The sequence below is a fragment of the Mongoliimonas terrestris genome, assembly GCF_001927285.1.
In the GTDB taxonomy this organism is placed as follows: domain Bacteria; phylum Pseudomonadota; class Alphaproteobacteria; order Rhizobiales; family Pleomorphomonadaceae; genus Chthonobacter; species Chthonobacter terrestris.
In genome coordinates this window covers 87198-104393 of sequence record NZ_MSIG01000001.1, presented here as the reverse complement: position 1 = coordinate 104393, position 17196 = coordinate 87198, and the positions used below count along the sequence as shown (strand labels likewise).

General features: G+C 68.7%; 11 protein-coding genes. 8 read left to right on the top strand and 3 right to left on the bottom strand.

Annotation, left to right across the window (positions count from 1 at the left end):
- Positions 1-198: 198 nt before the first annotated feature.
- Complete coding sequence (locus BUQ68_RS00410) at positions 199-1080, bottom strand: NAD(P)H-binding protein (protein WP_075213963.1); 882 nt, start codon at positions 1078-1080, stop codon at positions 199-201.
- Positions 1081-1478: 398 nt separating this feature from the next.
- Between BUQ68_RS00410 and BUQ68_RS00405 the strand changes: the two genes are divergently transcribed.
- The 6 genes from BUQ68_RS00405 to BUQ68_RS00380 all read left to right on the top strand — a co-directional run bounded on the left by BUQ68_RS00405 (position 1479) and on the right by BUQ68_RS00380 (position 9714).
- Positions 1479-2342 carry a substrate-binding domain-containing protein gene (locus tag BUQ68_RS00405; RefSeq protein WP_075213962.1) on the top strand — a complete coding sequence of 288 codons (864 nt, stop codon included), beginning with the start codon at positions 1479-1481 and terminating at the stop codon, positions 2340-2342.
- Positions 2339-3781 (top strand): sensor histidine kinase, encoded by a 1443-nt coding sequence (locus BUQ68_RS00400; protein WP_075213961.1) that lies wholly within the window; start codon positions 2339-2341, stop codon positions 3779-3781. The genes BUQ68_RS00405 and BUQ68_RS00400 overlap by 4 nt, the downstream gene beginning before the upstream one ends.
- A complete protein-coding gene (locus BUQ68_RS00395; RefSeq protein WP_075213960.1) occupies positions 3771-5090 on the top strand; it encodes a sigma-54-dependent transcriptional regulator in 1320 nt (439 codons plus the stop codon). Before BUQ68_RS00400 ends, BUQ68_RS00395 begins: the two co-directional genes overlap by 11 nt.
- A gap of 214 nt (positions 5091-5304) precedes the next feature.
- Positions 5305-5832 carry an arsenate reductase (azurin) small subunit gene (locus BUQ68_RS00390; RefSeq protein ID WP_075213959.1) on the top strand — a complete coding sequence of 176 codons (528 nt, stop codon included), beginning with the start codon at positions 5305-5307 and terminating at the stop codon, positions 5830-5832.
- 13 nt (positions 5833-5845) lie between these two features.
- Entirely contained in the window at positions 5846-8380 is a 2535-nt protein-coding gene (locus BUQ68_RS00385; protein WP_075213958.1) for an arsenate reductase (azurin) large subunit, read from the top strand.
- A 77-nt stretch (positions 8381-8457) separates the two neighbouring features.
- A complete protein-coding gene (locus tag BUQ68_RS00380; protein ID WP_075213957.1) occupies positions 8458-9714 on the top strand; it encodes a molybdopterin molybdotransferase MoeA in 1257 nt (418 codons plus the stop codon).
- Positions 9715-9729: 15 nt separating this feature from the next.
- On the opposite strand, the gene BUQ68_RS00375 is transcribed toward BUQ68_RS00380, so the two are convergent.
- Together BUQ68_RS00375 and BUQ68_RS00370 are read right to left on the bottom strand one after the other, a co-directional pair.
- Entirely contained in the window at positions 9730-11358 is a 1629-nt protein-coding gene (locus BUQ68_RS00375) for an oleate hydratase (protein ID WP_083656148.1), read from the bottom strand.
- A gap of 238 nt (positions 11359-11596) precedes the next feature.
- Positions 11597-14167: a cation-translocating P-type ATPase gene (locus BUQ68_RS00370; protein ID WP_075213956.1), complete on the bottom strand. Its 2571-nt coding sequence runs from the start codon at positions 14165-14167 to the stop codon at positions 11597-11599.
- 338 nt (positions 14168-14505) lie between these two features.
- On the opposite strand from BUQ68_RS00370, the gene BUQ68_RS00365 reads away from it, so the two are divergent.
- Both BUQ68_RS00365 and BUQ68_RS00360 read left to right on the top strand, forming a co-directional pair.
- Entirely contained in the window at positions 14506-15951 is a 1446-nt protein-coding gene (locus BUQ68_RS00365) for a YfcC family protein (protein ID WP_075213955.1), read from the top strand.
- Entirely contained in the window at positions 15948-17171 is a 1224-nt protein-coding gene (locus tag BUQ68_RS00360; protein WP_075213954.1) for an arginine deiminase, read from the top strand. Before BUQ68_RS00365 ends, BUQ68_RS00360 begins: the two co-directional genes overlap by 4 nt.
- Positions 17172-17196: the final 25 nt, after the last annotated feature.

Sequence of the window (17196 nt, the reverse complement as noted above, 5' to 3'; positions counted from 1 at the left end):
TTCAGCCGCGCGGGAATTCCGCCCGTCCGATCAAAGAAAAAACCTGTCTCCCCTCAGCCCTGGTCGGAATTTTAGGGTGACAGGCGGGAGACCATCCAGGCTCGACGGTCTCGGACACCGTGGCGATCGTCTTCAGGATGCGTGTGGCGACAGCCGGCGGGATGCACGCGCCGGAGCGCCTGCCGGGGGGGGGCATGATCATGCCAGGACACCCCGTCCCACTGCTTCCTCGCACCACGTCCGGAAACGCGTGCGCGTCGTGTTCTCCGGCGTCCGGCCGACGATGTTGTCCATGCCCTCGGCCTTGGCCGTCATCATGGCCGCATAGCCTTCCACGAAGGCCTCCGACGCGCCGTGCCGCGCCAACGCTTCCGCGTAGTCCGCAATGCTGACCGGTCGGAAGGCGATGGGGCGTCGGAGCACATCCGAGAGGATGCGCGCCTGGTCGACCTGGGAGAGGTCCTCCGGCCCGAGCACGGCCCGTTCGCCGCGACCCTGCCACGAGCGGTCGAGAAGCAGGTCGCACGCGGCCTCGGCGATGTCGTCGGTAGCGCAGGTCGGCCGGCGGGCGTTTCCGTCGTCCGGCCAGACGAAGTAGCCCTCGCGGAGCGCCGCGGCCTGGCGGAGCATGTTGTCCATGAAGGAGGGCATGGTCAGCGCCCGAAAGGCGGCGCCGGTCGACGCCATCAGGTCGTCCATGGCGAGGGAAGCGGTGACGAGGCCCGCTCGCCGCTCCCAAGGCGTGTTCCGGCCGAGCGCGGAGACCGACACCACGTGACCGACGCCGTGACGCGCGACGGCATCGGCCGCGGGCCGGGAGAAGTCCGCATAGGCCGCCGTCAGGCTCGTCGCCCGAACGTCCGGCGGAACCAGCCAGAAGACGGCGTCGGCGCCATCAAAGGCACGGTCGACCACGGCCGGGTCGCCATGCGATCCGACCACGACATCGACCGCCGCGCGCACGGCCGGATCGAGTCGCGCGGCGTCGCGGACGATGACGCGGACCCGTTCGTTCAGCGCGATCAGACGTGCAAGCAGCTGGCTGCCGATGGCTCCCGTCGGCGTGGTGAGGACGATCATGCGCAAGCACCTCCATAGCCGGACCGCGGGGTCCGCTTCGGAAGGCACTTTAGGTGGGGCGCCGATCGGCGATCCATGCGCGCCAGTCCAGGTTCTCTTCGCCGTCGTCCGCCGCCCGCACCGGTCCCGCTGCGAGCCGGGATGCGGAGCGGACGTTCACCCCGTCGAAGCCGGCAGTGCGCTCTTGCGTCGCCGCCCGACTTCATTCCACCGCCTCCATCAGATTGATGTTACACTGTTACGTCAAGACGACGACGTGACGGCGGCTGGCCGCGGGGACCGCCTTCGAGCGGCAACGGCCGACGACGAGGGGAGTCGCGCTCCGGCGCGGTCCGGTCTACCTTCGACCGCGACGGACGGCCGCACGGGCGTGCGGTCGCCGTGGGGAGGACAAAACGATGGACAACCTCCTGCGCCCTTCCCGACGCGCGGTGGTCCTGGGGCTGGCCGCCGCCACGGCGCGGCCCGCCACGGCGGCGGCGGTCTCGGTGCTCCGTTTCGGCCTCACGCCCGTCTTCCTGTCTTCGGACCTCGACCTGCTGGCCAATCTCCAGACCTACCTGGAGGCGACGACCGGATATCCGGTCGAACTCGTCACGCGCCGCACGTACCAGGAGATCACCACCCTTCTCGTCTCCGGCGAGCTCGACGCCGCCTGGATCTGCGGCTACCCCTACGTGGCCTTCCGGGACCGCCTGTCGCTCGTCGCGGTCCCGGTCTGGCGGGGACGGCCGCTCTACCAGTCCTACCTGCTCTCGGCAGCGGGACGCGGCGTCCGATCCCTCGCGGACCTTGAAGGCGACGTCCACGCCTTCTCCGATCCTGATTCCAACTCCGGCTTCCTCGTCACCGCCGCCGAGCTTGCCGAGATGGACGAGCGGCCGGAAACGTTCTTCGAGCGGACCCTCTTCACCTACTCGCACCGCAACGTCGTGCGGGCCGTCGCGTCCGGGCTGGCCGCCTCCGGATCGGTCGACGGCTACGTCTACGAAGTGTTGAAGGAGGTGTCGCCGGATCTCATCGCGCCAACCGAGATCGTCCGGGCGTCCGACTGGAAGCCGTTTCCGCCCATCGCGTGTCCCCGCGCCTACGAGGCCTCTGCCAAGACCGAAGCCCTGCGCGTCGCCCTCATGCGGATGACCGACACCGGGGACGGTCGGGCCGTGCTCGACCTTCTCCGGCTCGACGGGTTCGCGCCGGGGCAGCCCGGCTTCTTCGAGCCGATCCGGCTGGCCATGGAAAGCGTCAGGAGGCTCGGATGACGGGTCTGCGCGCGCTGCCGCTCGCCATCCGGATCCCGCTGCTTGTGGCGATCCTCATGATCGCCGTCGGCGTCGTCGCCTCCGAACGGGTGCTGTCGCGCCTTCAGGATGTCCAGGAACGGCAGCTCAGCGACCTCACCGAGGCCTATCTCGACGGCTTGTCGTCGTCCCTGGTCGACCCGGTTCTGCGGGAAGACCCCTGGGAGGTGTTCGACATCCTGGACCGCGCCCGGGGCCTCTACGCCGCCGTCCGGCCGCTTGAGACCATCGTTCTCGACGATCGCGGGACCGTGCTCGCCGCATCCGACCCGCGCCGCTTTCCGATCGGCTCCCCGGCGCCGCCGCAACCGGACGTCCTTTTCGCCAACGCGGCGCATGTGGACGAGGAGGAGGCGCGCGCCTATGCCCGGCGCATGCTGACCGTGGAGGGCCGCCAGGTGGGTTCCATCCTGGTCGCCATCGACGCCGCGCCGATCCTGGAAGAACGCCGCGCGGTGCTCTTTACGCTGCTTGCGTCGAATGCGGCCGTCACGCTCGCCGCCGCCGTTCTCGGCTGGATCGCCGTGCGGCGCATGGTTCGGCCGATCCGCCTGCTCGGCACTCACCTGACACAAGCGCTCGACGGTCCGGTGTCGCCGATCCCGGCCGCCCTGATCCCGGCGCAGAGGACGGAGGTCGGCCGCCTGTTCCGGAGCTACAATGCGCTGGCCCTGGCGCTCGGCGAACGCGACGCCCTGCTCGCCCGCGCGGCGGAGGAGGAGCGGCTGGCCAGCCTCGGGCGGCTCGCCTCCGGCATGGCCCACGAGATCAACAATCCCCTCGGGGGGCTGTTCAACGCGCTGGACACCCTGAAGGTCCACGGCGACAAGGCCGCGATCCGGAAAGGTTCGGTCGATCTTCTCGAACGTGGCCTGAAGGGCATCCGCGACGTGGTGCGCACGACGCTCGCCACCTATCGACCCGACCGGGAGCTCCGGCCCCTCCGCCAGGCCGACATCGACGACCTTCGCATCCTGGTCCGGCCGGAGACGGCGCGCAAGCAGCTTGCCCTCGACTTCGGCGGGCGCCTCGACAGGGACGTGCCGATCGACGCATTCCAGCTTCGTCAGATTCTCCTCAACGTTCTCCTCAACGCCTGCCGGGCCGCGCCGGAGGGCGGTACGGTGCGGGTGACGGTCGGCACGAAGGGCGCCGACTTCATGGCCCGCATCGAGGACAGCGGGCCCGGACTCCCGGAGGATGCCGAACAGATCCTCAAGGGCGGCCTCAAGCCGACCGCCGAGCGCGGCGGGCTTGGGCTGGTGATCACATCCCGGATGGTGGGCGACCTCGGCGGATCCCTGGTCGCCGACACCTCGGCGCTCGGCGGCGCCAGGATCACCATCACCATACCGATGGCAGTCGGCGCCGCCGCCGAGGAGGTTCTCCATGTCGCTTGAAGACCGCATGATCGATGTCGTCGAGGACGACCCCATCATGGGCGAGTCCCTGGTCCAGCGGCTCACCATAGAAGGCGCGACGGTGCGCTGGTGGCAGGGCGGCCGAGAGGCGCTCGGCGGCATGAAGCGCGACGCGCCCGATGCGGTCGTCTGCGACATCCGGCTGCCGGATCTCTCGGGCGAGGATCTGTTCCGCGAGATCGTGGCCCGGAAGGACGCCCCGCCCTTCCTGTTCATCACCGGCCATGGCGACGTGGATCAGGCCGTCCGACTGCTGCGCGGCGGCGCCGGCGACTATGTGCTGAAGCCCTTCGAGATGGGAGACTTCCTGAAACGCCTCACCTCGGTCCTGCCGGCGCGCCAGGACGGCGAGGCGGGGGTGCTCGGCGTCTCCAAGCCCATGCAGGCGGTCGAACGCACGCTCCGCCGGCTCGCCAAAGGGCGCACCACGGTGCTTCTCACGGGCGAGACCGGATCCGGCAAGGAGGTTGCCGCGCGCTTTCTCCACGGCCTCGATCAAGCCGACCTGCCGTTCATGGCCGTGAACTGCGCCGCCATCCCGACGGATCTCATGGAGGCGGAGCTGTTCGGCCACGAGCGCGGGGCCTTCACGGGCGCGACCCAGCGACACCTCGGCTACGCGGAACGCGCCGGACGGGGAACGCTCTTTCTCGACGAGATCGGCGACCTTTCGCTGCCTCTCCAGGCGAAGCTGCTGAGGCTGCTGGAGGACCGGACCTTCCACCGCATCGGTGGCGAGCAGGCCCTGCCGTTCAAGGCCAGGGTCATGGCGGCCACCAACGCGGACCTCACCGCCCTCGTCAAGGAGGGCCGCTTCCGCGAGGATCTCTACTACCGGATCGCCGTGATCACCGTCGACCTGCCGCCGCTGCGCGATCGCCCGGAGGATGTGCGGTGGCTGCTCGACCGCTTCGTCGCCGGCACGATCGCCGCGACGGGATCGGACCTTTCCGGTCTCAGCGCGCTCGCCGAGGATGCGGCGCTCGCCCATCCCTGGCCGGGCAACGTCCGCGAACTCCGCAACCGCGTGGAGCGGGCCGTCGCCCTCTCGCTCGGTCCCTGGATCAGTCCGGGCGACCTCTTCCCGGAGCGGTGGGCCGAGGCGGCCGAGGCGGCCCGCATGCCCTCGCTGGAGGAGATCCGCCGGGCCGCCGAGAAGCGCCACATCCACCGCGCGCTCCAGCTCACCGGCGGTGAGATCATCGCCACCGCCGAGGCGCTCGGGATCTCGCGCACGACGCTTTGGGAAAAGATGAAGAGGTTCGAGATCGGGGGCCGGTCGGACTGATCGGCCGCCCCGGTCGCGTCGAAACGAACCTGAGCGGAGGATCCGTCGCGGCTGACGGCGTCCGAACTTTCGGACCTGCTGCACCGCCGTCGGTTCGGAATTCCGAACACGAGGCGCTCCGCAGCGCCGGCTTTCCGCCCTTTCGGCGCCGCTCCGGCTGGCACACGGATTGAAACGTCGTCCCGGGGACAGAAGATCCCGAGGGAGGACACCCATGAAGAGATGCGACACGCTCGTCGACGTCGGCCGTCGCCAGTTCCTGCGCGGCGCCGGCATCGCGACCGTCGGGGCGGCCACCGCCGTCGTCACCCTGCCGACGCCCGAGGCGAAGGCGGCGACGCCGCTCGCCCGTGTCAGCTATCCGTCGAACCGGCTCGCCAACGTCGCCGACCTCAAGGTCGACGAAGCGCTCGACGTCGCCTATCCGGACGCGGACGCGCCGGGGGTCCTGATCAAGCTCGGCCGCGCGGTGCCGGGCGGCGTCGGGCCGGACGGCGACATCGTCGGCTTCACCACGCTCTGCCCGCACAAGGGCTACCCCATGGGCTACAACGCGGCCGACCGGACGCTCAATTGCCCGGGCCACTACTCCCGCTTCGACTGCGAGGCCGGCGGCCAGCAGGTCTGGGGCCATGCCACCCAGAACCTCCCGCAATACGCGCTCCGGGTCGACGAGAAGGGCGACATCTACGCCGAGGGCGTCGATGAGCTTCTCTACGGCCGCCTGTCCAACGTGCTCTGAGGGAGGAACGACCATGGCCTACAAGCGTCAGATCGACCGCCTTCCGATCATTCCGGCGAACGCCAGGGAGCAGACCGTCGTCTGCCACTTCTGCATCGTCGGCTGCGGGTACAAGGCCTATTCCTGGGATGCCAACGCGCAGGGCGGCACCGCCCCCAGCGAGAACGCGTTCGGCGTCGACCTCGCCGCCCAGCAGGGCGCCGACACCGAGGCGTGGTACGCGCCCTCCATGTACAACGTGGTCCGCCAAGACGGCCGCGACGTCCACCTCGTCATCAAGCCTGACAAGGACTGCGTGGTGAACTCCGGCCTTGGCTCCGTGCGCGGCGCCCGCATGGCGGAGGTGATGTACTCGCGCGCCCGCAGCACCCAGTTGCAGCGGCTCACCGATCCGCTCGTCTGGCGCTACGGCCAGATGCAGCCGACCTCCTGGGACGATGCGCTCGATCTCGTCGCCCGCGTCACGGCGGCCGTCGTCAAGGACCAGGGCGAGGACGGTCTCATCGTCTCCGCCTTCGACCACGGCGGCGCCGGTGGCGGCTACGAGAACACCTGGGGCACCGGCAAGCTCTACTTCGGCGCTATGAAGGTGAAGAACATCCGCATCCACAACCGCCCGGCCTACAACTCGGAGGTCCACGGCACCCGCGACATGGGCGTCGGCGAACTCAACAACGCCTACGAGGACGCCGAACTCGCCGACACCATTGTGGCCGTCGGCACCAACGCGCTCGAAACCCAGACCAACTACTTCCTGAACCACTGGGTGCCGAACCTTCGCGGCACGTCCGTGACCAAGAAGCAGGAGATGATGCCGGACGAGCCGCACGCGGCGGCGAAGATCATCATCGTCGACCCGCGCCGCACCGTGACGGTGAACGCCTGCGAGGTGGAAGCGGGCAAGGAGAACGTCCTCCACCTCGCCATCAACTCCGGCACGGATCTGGCGCTCTTCAACGCCCTCTTCACCTACATCGCCGACAAGGGCTGGGTGGACAAGGCCTTCATCGAGAAGAGCACCCTCCGCGAGGCGAAGTCCCGCCCGCCCATGTATCCGGCGCGCGGCGAGGCGGACAGCAACCCCGGCCACCTGACGAGCTTCGAGGGCGCGGTCGAGGGCAACCGCATGTCCGTGGAGGAGGCTGCGGCGATCACCGGGCTGAAGCCGGAGGACATCGTCAAGGCGGCCGAGTGGATCGCCATGCCGAAGGAGGGCGGCAAACGCCGCCGCACCATGTTCGGCTACGAGAAGGGTCTGATCTGGGGCAACGACAATTACCGCACGAACGGCGCGTTGGTGAACATCGCGCTTGCCACGGGCAACGTCGGCCAGCTCGGCGGCGGCGTCGTCCGCCTCGGTGGGCACCAGGAGGGCTACGTCCGTCCGGGCGACAGCCACGTCGGCAAGCCGGCGGCCTATGTGGACAAGCTCCTCATCGAAGGTAAGGGCGGCGTCCACCATATCTGGGCGTGCGATCACTACAAGACGACGCTGAACGCCCACCAGTACAAGTCGGTCTACAAGCGCCGGACCGACATGGTGAAGGACGCCATGACAAAGGTGCCCTATGGCGACCGCCAGGGCATGGTCGACGCCATCGTGGCGGCCATCAAGGCCGGCGGGCTCTTCTCCGTCGACGTCGACATCGTGCCGACGAAGATCGGCGAGGCCGCCCACGTCATCCTGCCGGCGGCGACGTCGGGCGAGATGAACCTCACGTCGATGAACGGCGAGCGGCGCATGCGCATCACCGAGCGCTACATGGACCCGCCCGGCAACGCCATGCCGGACTGCCTGATCGCCGCCCGCCTCGCCAACCACATGGAGCGCGTGTTCCGGGAGGCCGGCGACACCGGCTATGCCGACCAGTTCAAGGGCTTCGACTGGAAGACCGAGGAAGACGCCTTCATGGACGGCTACCACGCCAACGCTGCCGGCGGCGAGCACGTCACCTACGAGCGGCTGCGCGCCATGGGCACCAACGGCTTCCAGGAGCCGGCGACGGCCTTCGCGGACGGCAAGATCGTCGGCACCACGCGGCTCTACACCGACGGCGTGTTCTCCTCGGAGGACGGCAGGGCCCGCTTCATGGACGCGCCCTGGCGCGGCCTGCAGGCGCCCGGCAAGGAGGAGCAGAAGGCCAAGCACAAGTTCCTCATCAACAACGGCCGGGCGAACCTCGTCTGGCAGTCGGCCTACTACGACGTCCAGAACGAGCTGGTGATGGACCGCTGGCCCTACCCCTTCATCGAGATGAATCCGGACGACATGGCCGAACTCGGCGTCAAGCAGGGCGATCTGGTGGAGGTCTACAACGACGCCGGCTCGACCCAGGCCATGGCCTACCCGACCCCCACCGCCCGGCGCGGGGAGACCTTCATGCTCTTCGCCTATCCGTCGGGCGTGCAGGGCAACGTGGTCAACGCCGGGACCAACGAACTGGTCATCCCGAATTACAAGCAGACCTGGGGTGACATCCGCAAGATCGCCGACGCCCCGGAGGGCGTGCGGCATCTCTCCTTCAAGTCGAAGGAGTATTCCGCCTGAAAAGCCTCCCTTGACCATCGCCGTCCGGCCTCCCTCGGCCGGGCGGTCCCTTTCCGCGCGGGAATGGAGGTCCCGTCATGACCATCAAGGTCGATCCCTGCGCCGCTCCGGGGCTCTGGTCCATCGAAAGCGCGTTCGAGGCCATCGTCGCCGGCGAGCGCGTCGGCGGACGGGAGACGGTCCCACTCGGACTGGCCGCGGGGCGCGTCACCGCCGACCCCGTTCGGAGCCGCATCCCGCTTCCGCCCTTCGACCAGTCGGCGATGGACGGCTACGGACTGCACCATGACGACGTGGCCGCGGGCAGGACCGGTCCATTTCCCGTGGTGGGCGCGGTCCGCGCCGGCGGATGCGGGGTCCCGACCGTCCAGCCGGGCACGGTCGTGAGGCTTCTTACCGGCGCGGCGATCCCCGATGACGTCGCTGCGGTCGTGATGGAGGAGCGTGTGGATCGCACCGGGGCCGTGGTCCGTCTCCGGGCACCGCTCGCGCCCGGCGAGAACATCCGCCGATACGGCGAGGACGTCCGGCAGGGAACGGAGATCGTGCCGAACGGAACGCGCCTCGACGCCCGCCACGTCGCGGTGCTCGCCGCTTCCGGCTGCTCCAGCGTCGACGTCTCGCGCAAGGTTCGCGTCGGTGTGCTGTCGACCGGCGACGAACTCGCCGACCCTGGCGGGACGCTGCCCCGTCACGCCGTCTACGATTCCAACCGCCCGATGCTGATCGCCCTCCTGTCCAGCGGCGGCAGCACGGTCGAAGACCTCGGCCGCGTGCCCGACGACCTCCACCTCACGGCCGGCTTCCTCCGGAAGGTGCACCGGGACTACGACCTGATCGTCACCTCCGGCGGCGTCTCGGGCAGCGATGCCGACCATTCGGTCCGAGCCGTCGCGGTGGCCGGAGGGTCGAGCGCCCGCATCTCGCTGGCCGTCAAACCAGGCAAGCCCTTCGCGTTCGGGGCCATTGGCGCCTGTCGTGTCGTGTCGCTGCCGGGAAACCCGGTCGCCGCCATGGTCGGGACGCTCCTCTTCGCGCGTCCTCTCCTCGACAGGCTGTCGGGCGCCGGCGCCCGTCTGCCGCAGGGCCTCGCAGCGACCGCCGCCAGCGACGTCTATCATCGTCCCGGCCGGACGGAATTCGTGCCGGCTGCGGTCGCCGGCCGCGGCCCGGATGGGTCGCTCCTGGTGGAGAAGCTCGGCAAGGGGGGCTCCGCCCGGCTGACCCCGCTTGTGTCCGCCGACGGCCTCGCCGTTATCCCCGCCGAAACAGGCGATGTCCCGGCCGGCGGACGGGTGACATACTTTCCATTCAGAACCGAGTTCGTTCTCTGAGGGGCGCAATCCGCTCTAGTGAAACGCCTTCACGAGCGCGTCGAAGTTGACCTTCAACGACTTGTCGTGGTGCGAGATCGGCGGAATCTCCCGGTCAATCCCGAGCAGCTGGTAGACGACGGTCTGTGCCACCCGGATCGAGAATTCGACCGTGAACACCACGTCTTCGGGGATCTCCACGAACTGACTGACGAGCGCCAGGTTGCGACTGGTCGAAGGGATCGGCACCGGTCGGTCGCCGAGGGTGCGCGGCATGAACATGCTGGTGATGTAGGGCATCCGGCACGGGATGCAGGTGGCGGACGCAAAGGTGGTGGCGACGTCGAAATTCAGGTGACCGCACAGTTCCTGGAGGATGTCTTCGCCCGTGCAGTCGGCCATGGGTTTTGCGACGAAATCGCCGACCCGGTCGCCGTGAAGAGCGTATCCCCAGAACACCTGCACGTTCGCGGGCTGATTGGCGAAGTGGGGCTGGTGCGCAAGGACGATGGAGAGCAACCAGTTGGAGTCCTTGAAGGTGACGAGCCCGCCGGTGCCGGCCTTGTTGCCCGAGAGTGCCTCCATCCGGTCGAAGAAGACGGAATCGTGCAAGGTGACGGTGAACGAGGGCCAGTTGCTTTCGGCGATACTGCTGTTGAAGACCGCCGGTTTGCCGAATTCCGGCCGCCCCTCGCACAGACGCTCCCAGAGCACCCAGCCCCGGCTGTCCACCTTCGTTCGCTTTTCCGGCGCGGCCGTCATCGAACCGATGGTCGAGGCGTCCGTCATCGAGGCATTCTGAAGGATCACGATATCGTCCGCACGGACGGCGATGGCGGTGTCCGTGTCGCCCGAGCGCACCGTCAGGCCCGTCACCGTGAAGAAGCCGTCGCGGGTTTCTCCGGCCATGTCGGTGACGGTGCTGTCGCATCGGAAGGCGACGCCCTTGGCCGTCAGCCAGGCCACGAGGGGTCGAACGAGCGAGTCGTTCTGGTTGTAGACGGTGCGCTTCACGCCCTCCAGGGTTTCGATCCGGCTGAATTCCTTCATGAAACGGTGGAGATACCGGCGAAACTCGACGGCGCTGTGCCACGGCTGGAACGCGAATGTGGTCTGCCACATGAACCAGAAGTTCGTCTGGAAGAACGGCGGAGACAGCCAGTCGGTGATGCGGCTGTCGCCGATCTCGTCCTCATCCGTCTCGGTCAGTTTCAGGAGTTCGACACGGTCGCTCATGCTGAAGCCCATGGTCGTGACATCGACGATGGCGCGATTGCGGTCGACCAGACGGGCCTTCGAATGGGCGGTCGCCGGCGTGTTGAAGGCGATCGTCTCGTCATGGACCGTGATCGCGGGATCGATCAGCGACGGGATGGTCTTGAAGAGCCCCCAGGTACACTCGTAGTTGTCCGTGGTGAGCATGCGGCCGCCGCGCATGGAGTAGCCGCTCTCGGCCGTGCCCGCGCCGTCGAGGCTACCGCCGGGCACAGGCTGCGTCTCGAAGATGGTGATCGCGTCGCCGGCCATTCCGCCGTCGCGGATCATGAAGGCGGCGGCGGCGAGCGCGCCGATGCCGCTGCCGATGAGGTAGGCGTGCCGCTGGCGGGTCGGCCCGGGTTTCGTCGGGGGTCGTGTGGTTTGCGTGATGGGGCCATCGTTCAGCATGGTCATCTCCTCGGCGGATGCACGGGCGGGATCACCCGCAACCTCCAACGAACCCCCCGACGAAGCGCCACGGGTCTGCCGCCGCGGCGCCAGGATCCGGAGACGTCTCCGGAAGCCGTCACGGGCATCCATGTCGATCGGGTTGGTCTGTCATGGCCACAAGGCGCCCTGTGGGTCGGTGGCGCACTAACCTCGGGCAGTCCGGGGTCGGGTGGATCGGAGGCGGCCGTCTCGTCCGTCAAGGGCTCGCGACCGGTTCGGGAGCGGCAACAGTCGCACGCTGGGCCCGCCGCCAGAGCGGCTTGAGCAGCTCCAGCGTGACCAGCACCATGACCCCCGCCAGCGGCGGCACCGCCAGAGCGACCGGCTCGAGCGCCCCGAAACCGAACAGAGCGCGCGCGGGCTCCCAAAACAGCGTGAGCGCCAGCAGACCGCCGACGATCGGCAGCACGACGGCCAGAGCCAGGTTCGGCCGGCTGATCGCCGTCAGGATGGAGGCGGACCGCGACCGGTCGACCAGGATCAGCGCCACGATGCCGAACACCAAGGCGGCGAAGGTCACGCCGCGAGCCTGGTCGTCGGACAGCCCGTAGGCGGGCGCCAGCGTGAAGATCGTGGCGGTGACACCCAATAGAAGCAGGCCCTGAACGAGGCTCCAGAGGATCGTCGGTCCGGAGAACAGCGGCTCGGCGGGGGGGCGCGGCGGACGGGACATGATGCCGTCCTCCTCGGTTTCCGCCTCGAAGACGAGCGAGCACACCGGGTCGATCACCATCTCCAGAAAGGCGATGTGCACCGGGCCGAACAGGATCGGCATCCCGAACAGGAGCGGCATCAGGGCCAGCCCCGCGATCGGAACGTGCACGGCCAGGATGAAGCTCATCGCCTTGCGGAGGTTGTCGTAGATGCGCCGGCCGAGCCGCACGGTGGTGACGATGGACCCGAAGTCATCGTCCAGCAGCACGATGCTGGCGGCCTCGCGCGCCACATCGGTGCCGCGCTTGCCCATCGCCACGCCGATGTCGGCGGCCTTCAGCGACGGCGCATCGTTGACCCCGTCGCCCGTCATCGCCACGACCGCACCCGCCGCCTTGAGCGCCGTCACGATGCGCAGCTTCTGCTCCGGCATGATGCGGGCGAAGACCGCGACGTCCTTGATGGCGGCGGCAAGCGCGTCGTCCGTCAGTTCGGCAAGCTCGGGTCCGGTGATGACGCGGGTGCCGTGAAGGCCCGCCTCGGCGGCGATCGCCTCAGCGGTGGCCGGATGGTCGCCGGTGATCATGATCACCTTGATGCCGGCGCTCCGGCATTCCGCGACCGCTGCCGGAACCGAGGCGCGCAAGGGATCCGCGAGGCCGACGAGGCCGAGAAGGCGGAAGTCGAAATCGCGCTGGCTGTCCGGCAGGGCGGCGCCGCTGAACGGGGCCATCGCCACCGCTAGCACCCGCATCCCCGCGCCGGCCATCCGATCGACCTCCGTCATCAGCGCGGTTTGCGCTGACGCATCCAGCCAGCAGAGGTCGGCCACGGCCTCGGGCGCACCCTTGAGCGCGACCTGCCAGCCCGTGCCGGCCGCCTCCCAGGCTTGCGACATCGCCAGCAGATCCGGCGAGAGCGGATACCTGCGCGCAAGGTGCCGTCCCTCGCCCGGCAGGGTTTCGCCCGGCCGCAGATCGGCCTTCGCCAGCGCGTGAAACGCCTTCTCCATCGGGTCGAACGGTTCGGGCGCCGACGCCAGCACCCCGGCGGTGAGGAGATCCCGAAACGCCGTCGGTAGCGCGGCACCGGCTTTGGCCGCGGTCCCGTCGGGCAGGCGCAGTTCCGCGACCGTCATGCGGTTTTCGGTGAGGGTTCCGGTCTTGTCGGTGCACAGGATGCTGGCCGCCCCCAAGGTCTCGATGGCGGAGGCGCGCCGCGTCAGCACGCGCACCTTGGAGATTCGCCAGGCCCCCATCGCCATGAACACGGCCAGAACCATCGGAAACTCTTCCGGCAGCATCGACATGCCGACGGCGATCCCAGCCAGCACGCCTTCCAGCCATCCGCCGCGCAACAGCCCGTAGAGGACGACCACGGCGAGGCTGACGGCCGCGCCGACGAGTGCGAAGACGATCACCAGTTTGCGCATCTGCCGTTGCAGGTGCGGTGTTTCGATCTCCAACTGGCCGAGCGAGGTGCCGATGCGACCGATCTCCGAGGCGGATCCGGTGGCGGTGACCGCCGCGAGCGCCGTGCCGCGCACGATCAGCGTGCCGGAATAGACCATCGGCTGATCCTCGCCGCCGGGCTGTGTGTCGGTTGCGCGGCCAGGCCTCTTGCGCACGGGAACCGCCTCGCCGGTCAGGAGCGATTCGTCGGCCGACAGGTCCTCGGCCGAGATCAACAGGGCGTCCGCCGGAACCCTGTCGCCTTCGGACAGCACGATGATGTCGCCGCGGGCCACCTCGCGCCCGGCGATGCGCACCCGCTCGCCACCCCGGATCACCAGCGCCCGCGGGCTGGTCAGGTCGCGAAGCGCGTCGAGAACCCGCTCCGTCCGGGCCTCCTGCACCACGGTGATGCCGATCGACAGGGAGGCGAAGACCAGGAGGATGACCGCCTCCTGATGGCTGCCGAGCAGGAAGTAGACGACGCCGCCCGCCAGCAGCAGCGCCAGCATCGGTTCGCGCAGCACGTCGACCATGATGCGCAGCGGCGAGCGGCGGCGCGCGCGGGGCAGTTCATTGAAGCCCTCGGCGGCAAGCCGCGAGGCCGCTTCGGAGTGGGTCAGCCCCTGTCGGAGGGGGGCAAGGTCGGCAGGATGATGCATGGGTGCTCTCGGTCCATCGGCGACGCCGCGCCAGTGTGAAAGGCCTGCCACGGTCCTCTCGCCTTCGCCCTGATATGAATCAGGGCGGGCGATGCTCGCGCCTTCCCGCGGACGCGCATCCCGGCGTCCGGACTCCCGGCACGCGGAGATCCGACCCGCCGGACCCTGCAGGCGCAGGCTCGCCCCCCAGGGGCTACTGAGGCCGAGGCGCTCGTGAAGGTCGGACGAGCCGGACCGTCACGAGCCCGGCATCGGCCCCGAACCTAACCCGCGTCAGCACGCCCCCGTCCCGTCCCGGTTAGCTTCTCCCCGACGCGTCACTTCAGGGAAGCAGCCTCATGCCCTCGACCGAAGCACCCGTTGCGAAACCGGCGTTCCGTTTCCCGTCGGCTTTCACCATCCTGTTCGGTCTCATCGTTCTGGTCGCTGCGCTGACCTGGATCATCCCCGCCGGCCAGTACGAGCGCGTGCCCTCCGCCATCCTCGGGAAGGATGTGCCCGTGGCGGGCAGCTACAAGCCGACGGACGCCGACCCTCAGGGCCTTTTCGACGTGATCCTCGCACCGATCGCGGGCTTCTACGACCCGGTCGACAATGTCGCCCGCGCCATCGACGTTTCCCTGTTCGTGCTGATCATCGGCGGGTTCATCGGGGTTGTGACCGCGACGGGGGCGATCGACGCCGGGATCGCCCGCGCCATGGTCCGCCTCAAGGGGCGGGAGAACTGGATGATCCCGATCCTCATGGCGCTGTTCGCCGCGGGTGGCACCACCTATGGCATGGCCGAGGAGACGCTGGCCTTCTATGTCCTGCTGATCCCGGTGATGATCGCCGCGAAATACGACGCGCTGACGGCCGTGGCCGTCATCCTGCTGGGGGCCGGGGTCGGCGTCCTGGGCTCCACGATCAACGCCTTCTCCACCGTGATCGCGTCGGATGCGGCGGGTGTGACCTTCGCCGACGGTCTGGGGCTCCGCCTCCTCATCCTGTCGGTCAGCTGGGTCGTCACGGTCGCCTTCGTGATGCGCTATGCGGCGCGAGTGCGGGCCGATCCGACGACATCCCTGGTCTACGACAAGAAGGACGCGAACGAAGCCCGGTTCCTGTCCGCGACCCCCGGCGAGGCCGCGGCGTTCACCGGTCTGCACAAGGTGGTCCTGACGCTCTTCGCGCTGACCTTCGGCGTCATGATCTGGGGCGTCTCCATCGGCGGCTGGTGGATGGCCGAGATGAGCGGGCTCTTCCTCGCCGCGGCCATCGTCATCGGCATCGTTGCCCGGCTCGGCGAAGGCAAACTGGTCGAGAGCTTCGTGAACGGCGCCCGCGACCTTTTGGGCGTGGCGCTGATCATCGGTCTGGCGCGTGGCATCGTGGTGGTGATGGACGCGGGCCACATCACCGACACCATCCTCAACGCCGCGGAGACCGGCGTGTCGGGCCTGCCGCCAACCGCGTTCATCCTGGTGATCTACTGGATCGAGGTCGGGCTTTCCTTCTTCGTGCCCTCCACCTCGGGCCTCGCCGTGCTGTCGATGCCCATCCTGGCGCCGGTGGCCGATTTCGCAGGCGTCAAGCGCGAGCTGGTCGTGACCGCCTTCGCCACCGCCAGCGGAATGGTCAACCTCATCACCCCGACGTCCGCGGTCGTGATGGGAGGGCTCGCCATCGCGCACGTCCCCTATGAACGCTGGCTGCGCTTCGTCTGGCCGCTCCTTGCCGTTCTCACCCTCGTGGTCATGGCAGCCATTGCCCTCGCCACCATGCTTGGAGGCACCCGCATATGACCCTCACCTATGGCGTCCACTCGGAGGCCGGTCCGTTGCGCCGTGTCATGGTGCACCGGCCCGGATCGGAAATGGCTCGGCTGACGCCGGCCAATGCGGAAGCCCTGCTTTTCGACGATGTGCTCTGGGTCAAGCAGGCGCGCATCGACCACATGGCCTTCGTCGACGTGTTGCGCGAGCGCGGCGTCGAGGTGGTGCTCCTCCGCGAGTTGCTGGAGGAGGTCGTGTCCGACCCGGTGGCGCGGCGCTGGCTGCTGGATGCCCGGATCAACGACAATGCGGTGGGTGTGGGTCTGGCGGCCGACCTGCACGCCTGCCTGATGGAGATCCCCGCCAATGCGCTCACCCATATCCTGATCGGCGGCATGAGCCGGGCCGAACTGCCGATTCCGACGGCTGGCGTCGTGGCCCCGATGTTGCGCGACGAGGACTTCCTGCTCGCGCCCATGCCGAACCAGATTTTCACGCGCGACAGTTCCTGCTGGATCTACGGTGGCGTCACGCTGAACCCGATGTTCTGGCCCGCCCGGCGGCTGGAGACGCTGAATCTGGCCGCGATCTACCGGTTTCACCCCGACTTCAAGGACGCCGGCTTTCCCGTCTGGTTCGGCGATCCGATGGTGGACCATGGGCTTGCCACGCTGGAGGGCGGCGACGTGATGCCCATCGGCAATGCAACCGTCCTGATCGGCATGGGGGAGCGCACCACGCCGCAGGCGGTGGGGCAGGTCGCGCGCGCGCTGTTCGCGGGTGGCGGAGCGGATCGTGTCATCGCCTGCCAGTTCCCCCGCGCACGGTCGTCGATGCATCTCGACACCGTCTTCACCTTTTGCGACCGCGATCTCGTGACGGTCTTCGCCGAGGTCGTCGACGCGATCCAGGCCTATTCCCTGCGCCCGGACGACAAGGGCGGCGTGACCGTGACGGCCGAGACTGCGCCGTTTCTGGACGTCGTCGCTGGCGCGCTCGGCATCGCCGGACTGCGCACCGTGCCGACCGGCGGCGATGCCTACGAATCCCAGCGCGAACAGTGGGACGATGCCAACAATCTGCTGTGTATCGGCCCCGGTGTCGTGGTGGGCTACGAGCGCAACACCCATTCGAACACGCTCCTGCGCAAGGCGGGCGTCGAGGTGATCACCATCTCCGGCGCCGAGCTCGGGCGCGGGCGAGGCGGGTCGCATTGCATGTCCTGCCCCCTGATCCGCGATGCGGTGTAGCGCCGGACACTTATGAAAGGCCGAA

Excerpts from the sequence above, each read along its gene's own strand:
- BUQ68_RS00375 (WP_083656148.1), bottom strand. The coding sequence starts at position 11,358 with ATGCTGAACGATGGCCCCATCACGCAAACCACACGACCCCCGACGAAA.
- BUQ68_RS00400 (WP_075213961.1), top strand. The coding sequence starts at position 2,339 with ATGACGGGTCTGCGCGCGCTGCCGCTCGCCATCCGGATCCCGCTGCTT.
- BUQ68_RS00410 (WP_075213963.1), bottom strand. The coding sequence starts at position 1,080 with ATGATCGTCCTCACCACGCCGACGGGAGCCATCGGCAGCCAGCTGCTT.
- BUQ68_RS00405 (WP_075213962.1), top strand. The coding sequence starts at position 1,479 with ATGGACAACCTCCTGCGCCCTTCCCGACGCGCGGTGGTCCTGGGGCTG.
- BUQ68_RS00395 (WP_075213960.1), top strand. The coding sequence starts at position 3,771 with ATGTCGCTTGAAGACCGCATGATCGATGTCGTCGAGGACGACCCCATC.
- BUQ68_RS00380 (WP_075213957.1), top strand. The coding sequence starts at position 8,458 with ATGACCATCAAGGTCGATCCCTGCGCCGCTCCGGGGCTCTGGTCCATC.
- BUQ68_RS00365 (WP_075213955.1), top strand. The coding sequence starts at position 14,506 with ATGCCCTCGACCGAAGCACCCGTTGCGAAACCGGCGTTCCGTTTCCCG.
- BUQ68_RS00370 (WP_075213956.1), bottom strand. The coding sequence starts at position 14,167 with ATGCATCATCCTGCCGACCTTGCCCCCCTCCGACAGGGGCTGACCCAC.
- BUQ68_RS00390 (WP_075213959.1), top strand. The coding sequence starts at position 5,305 with ATGAAGAGATGCGACACGCTCGTCGACGTCGGCCGTCGCCAGTTCCTG.
- BUQ68_RS00360 (WP_075213954.1), top strand. The coding sequence starts at position 15,948 with ATGACCCTCACCTATGGCGTCCACTCGGAGGCCGGTCCGTTGCGCCGT.
- BUQ68_RS00385 (WP_075213958.1), top strand. The coding sequence starts at position 5,846 with ATGGCCTACAAGCGTCAGATCGACCGCCTTCCGATCATTCCGGCGAAC.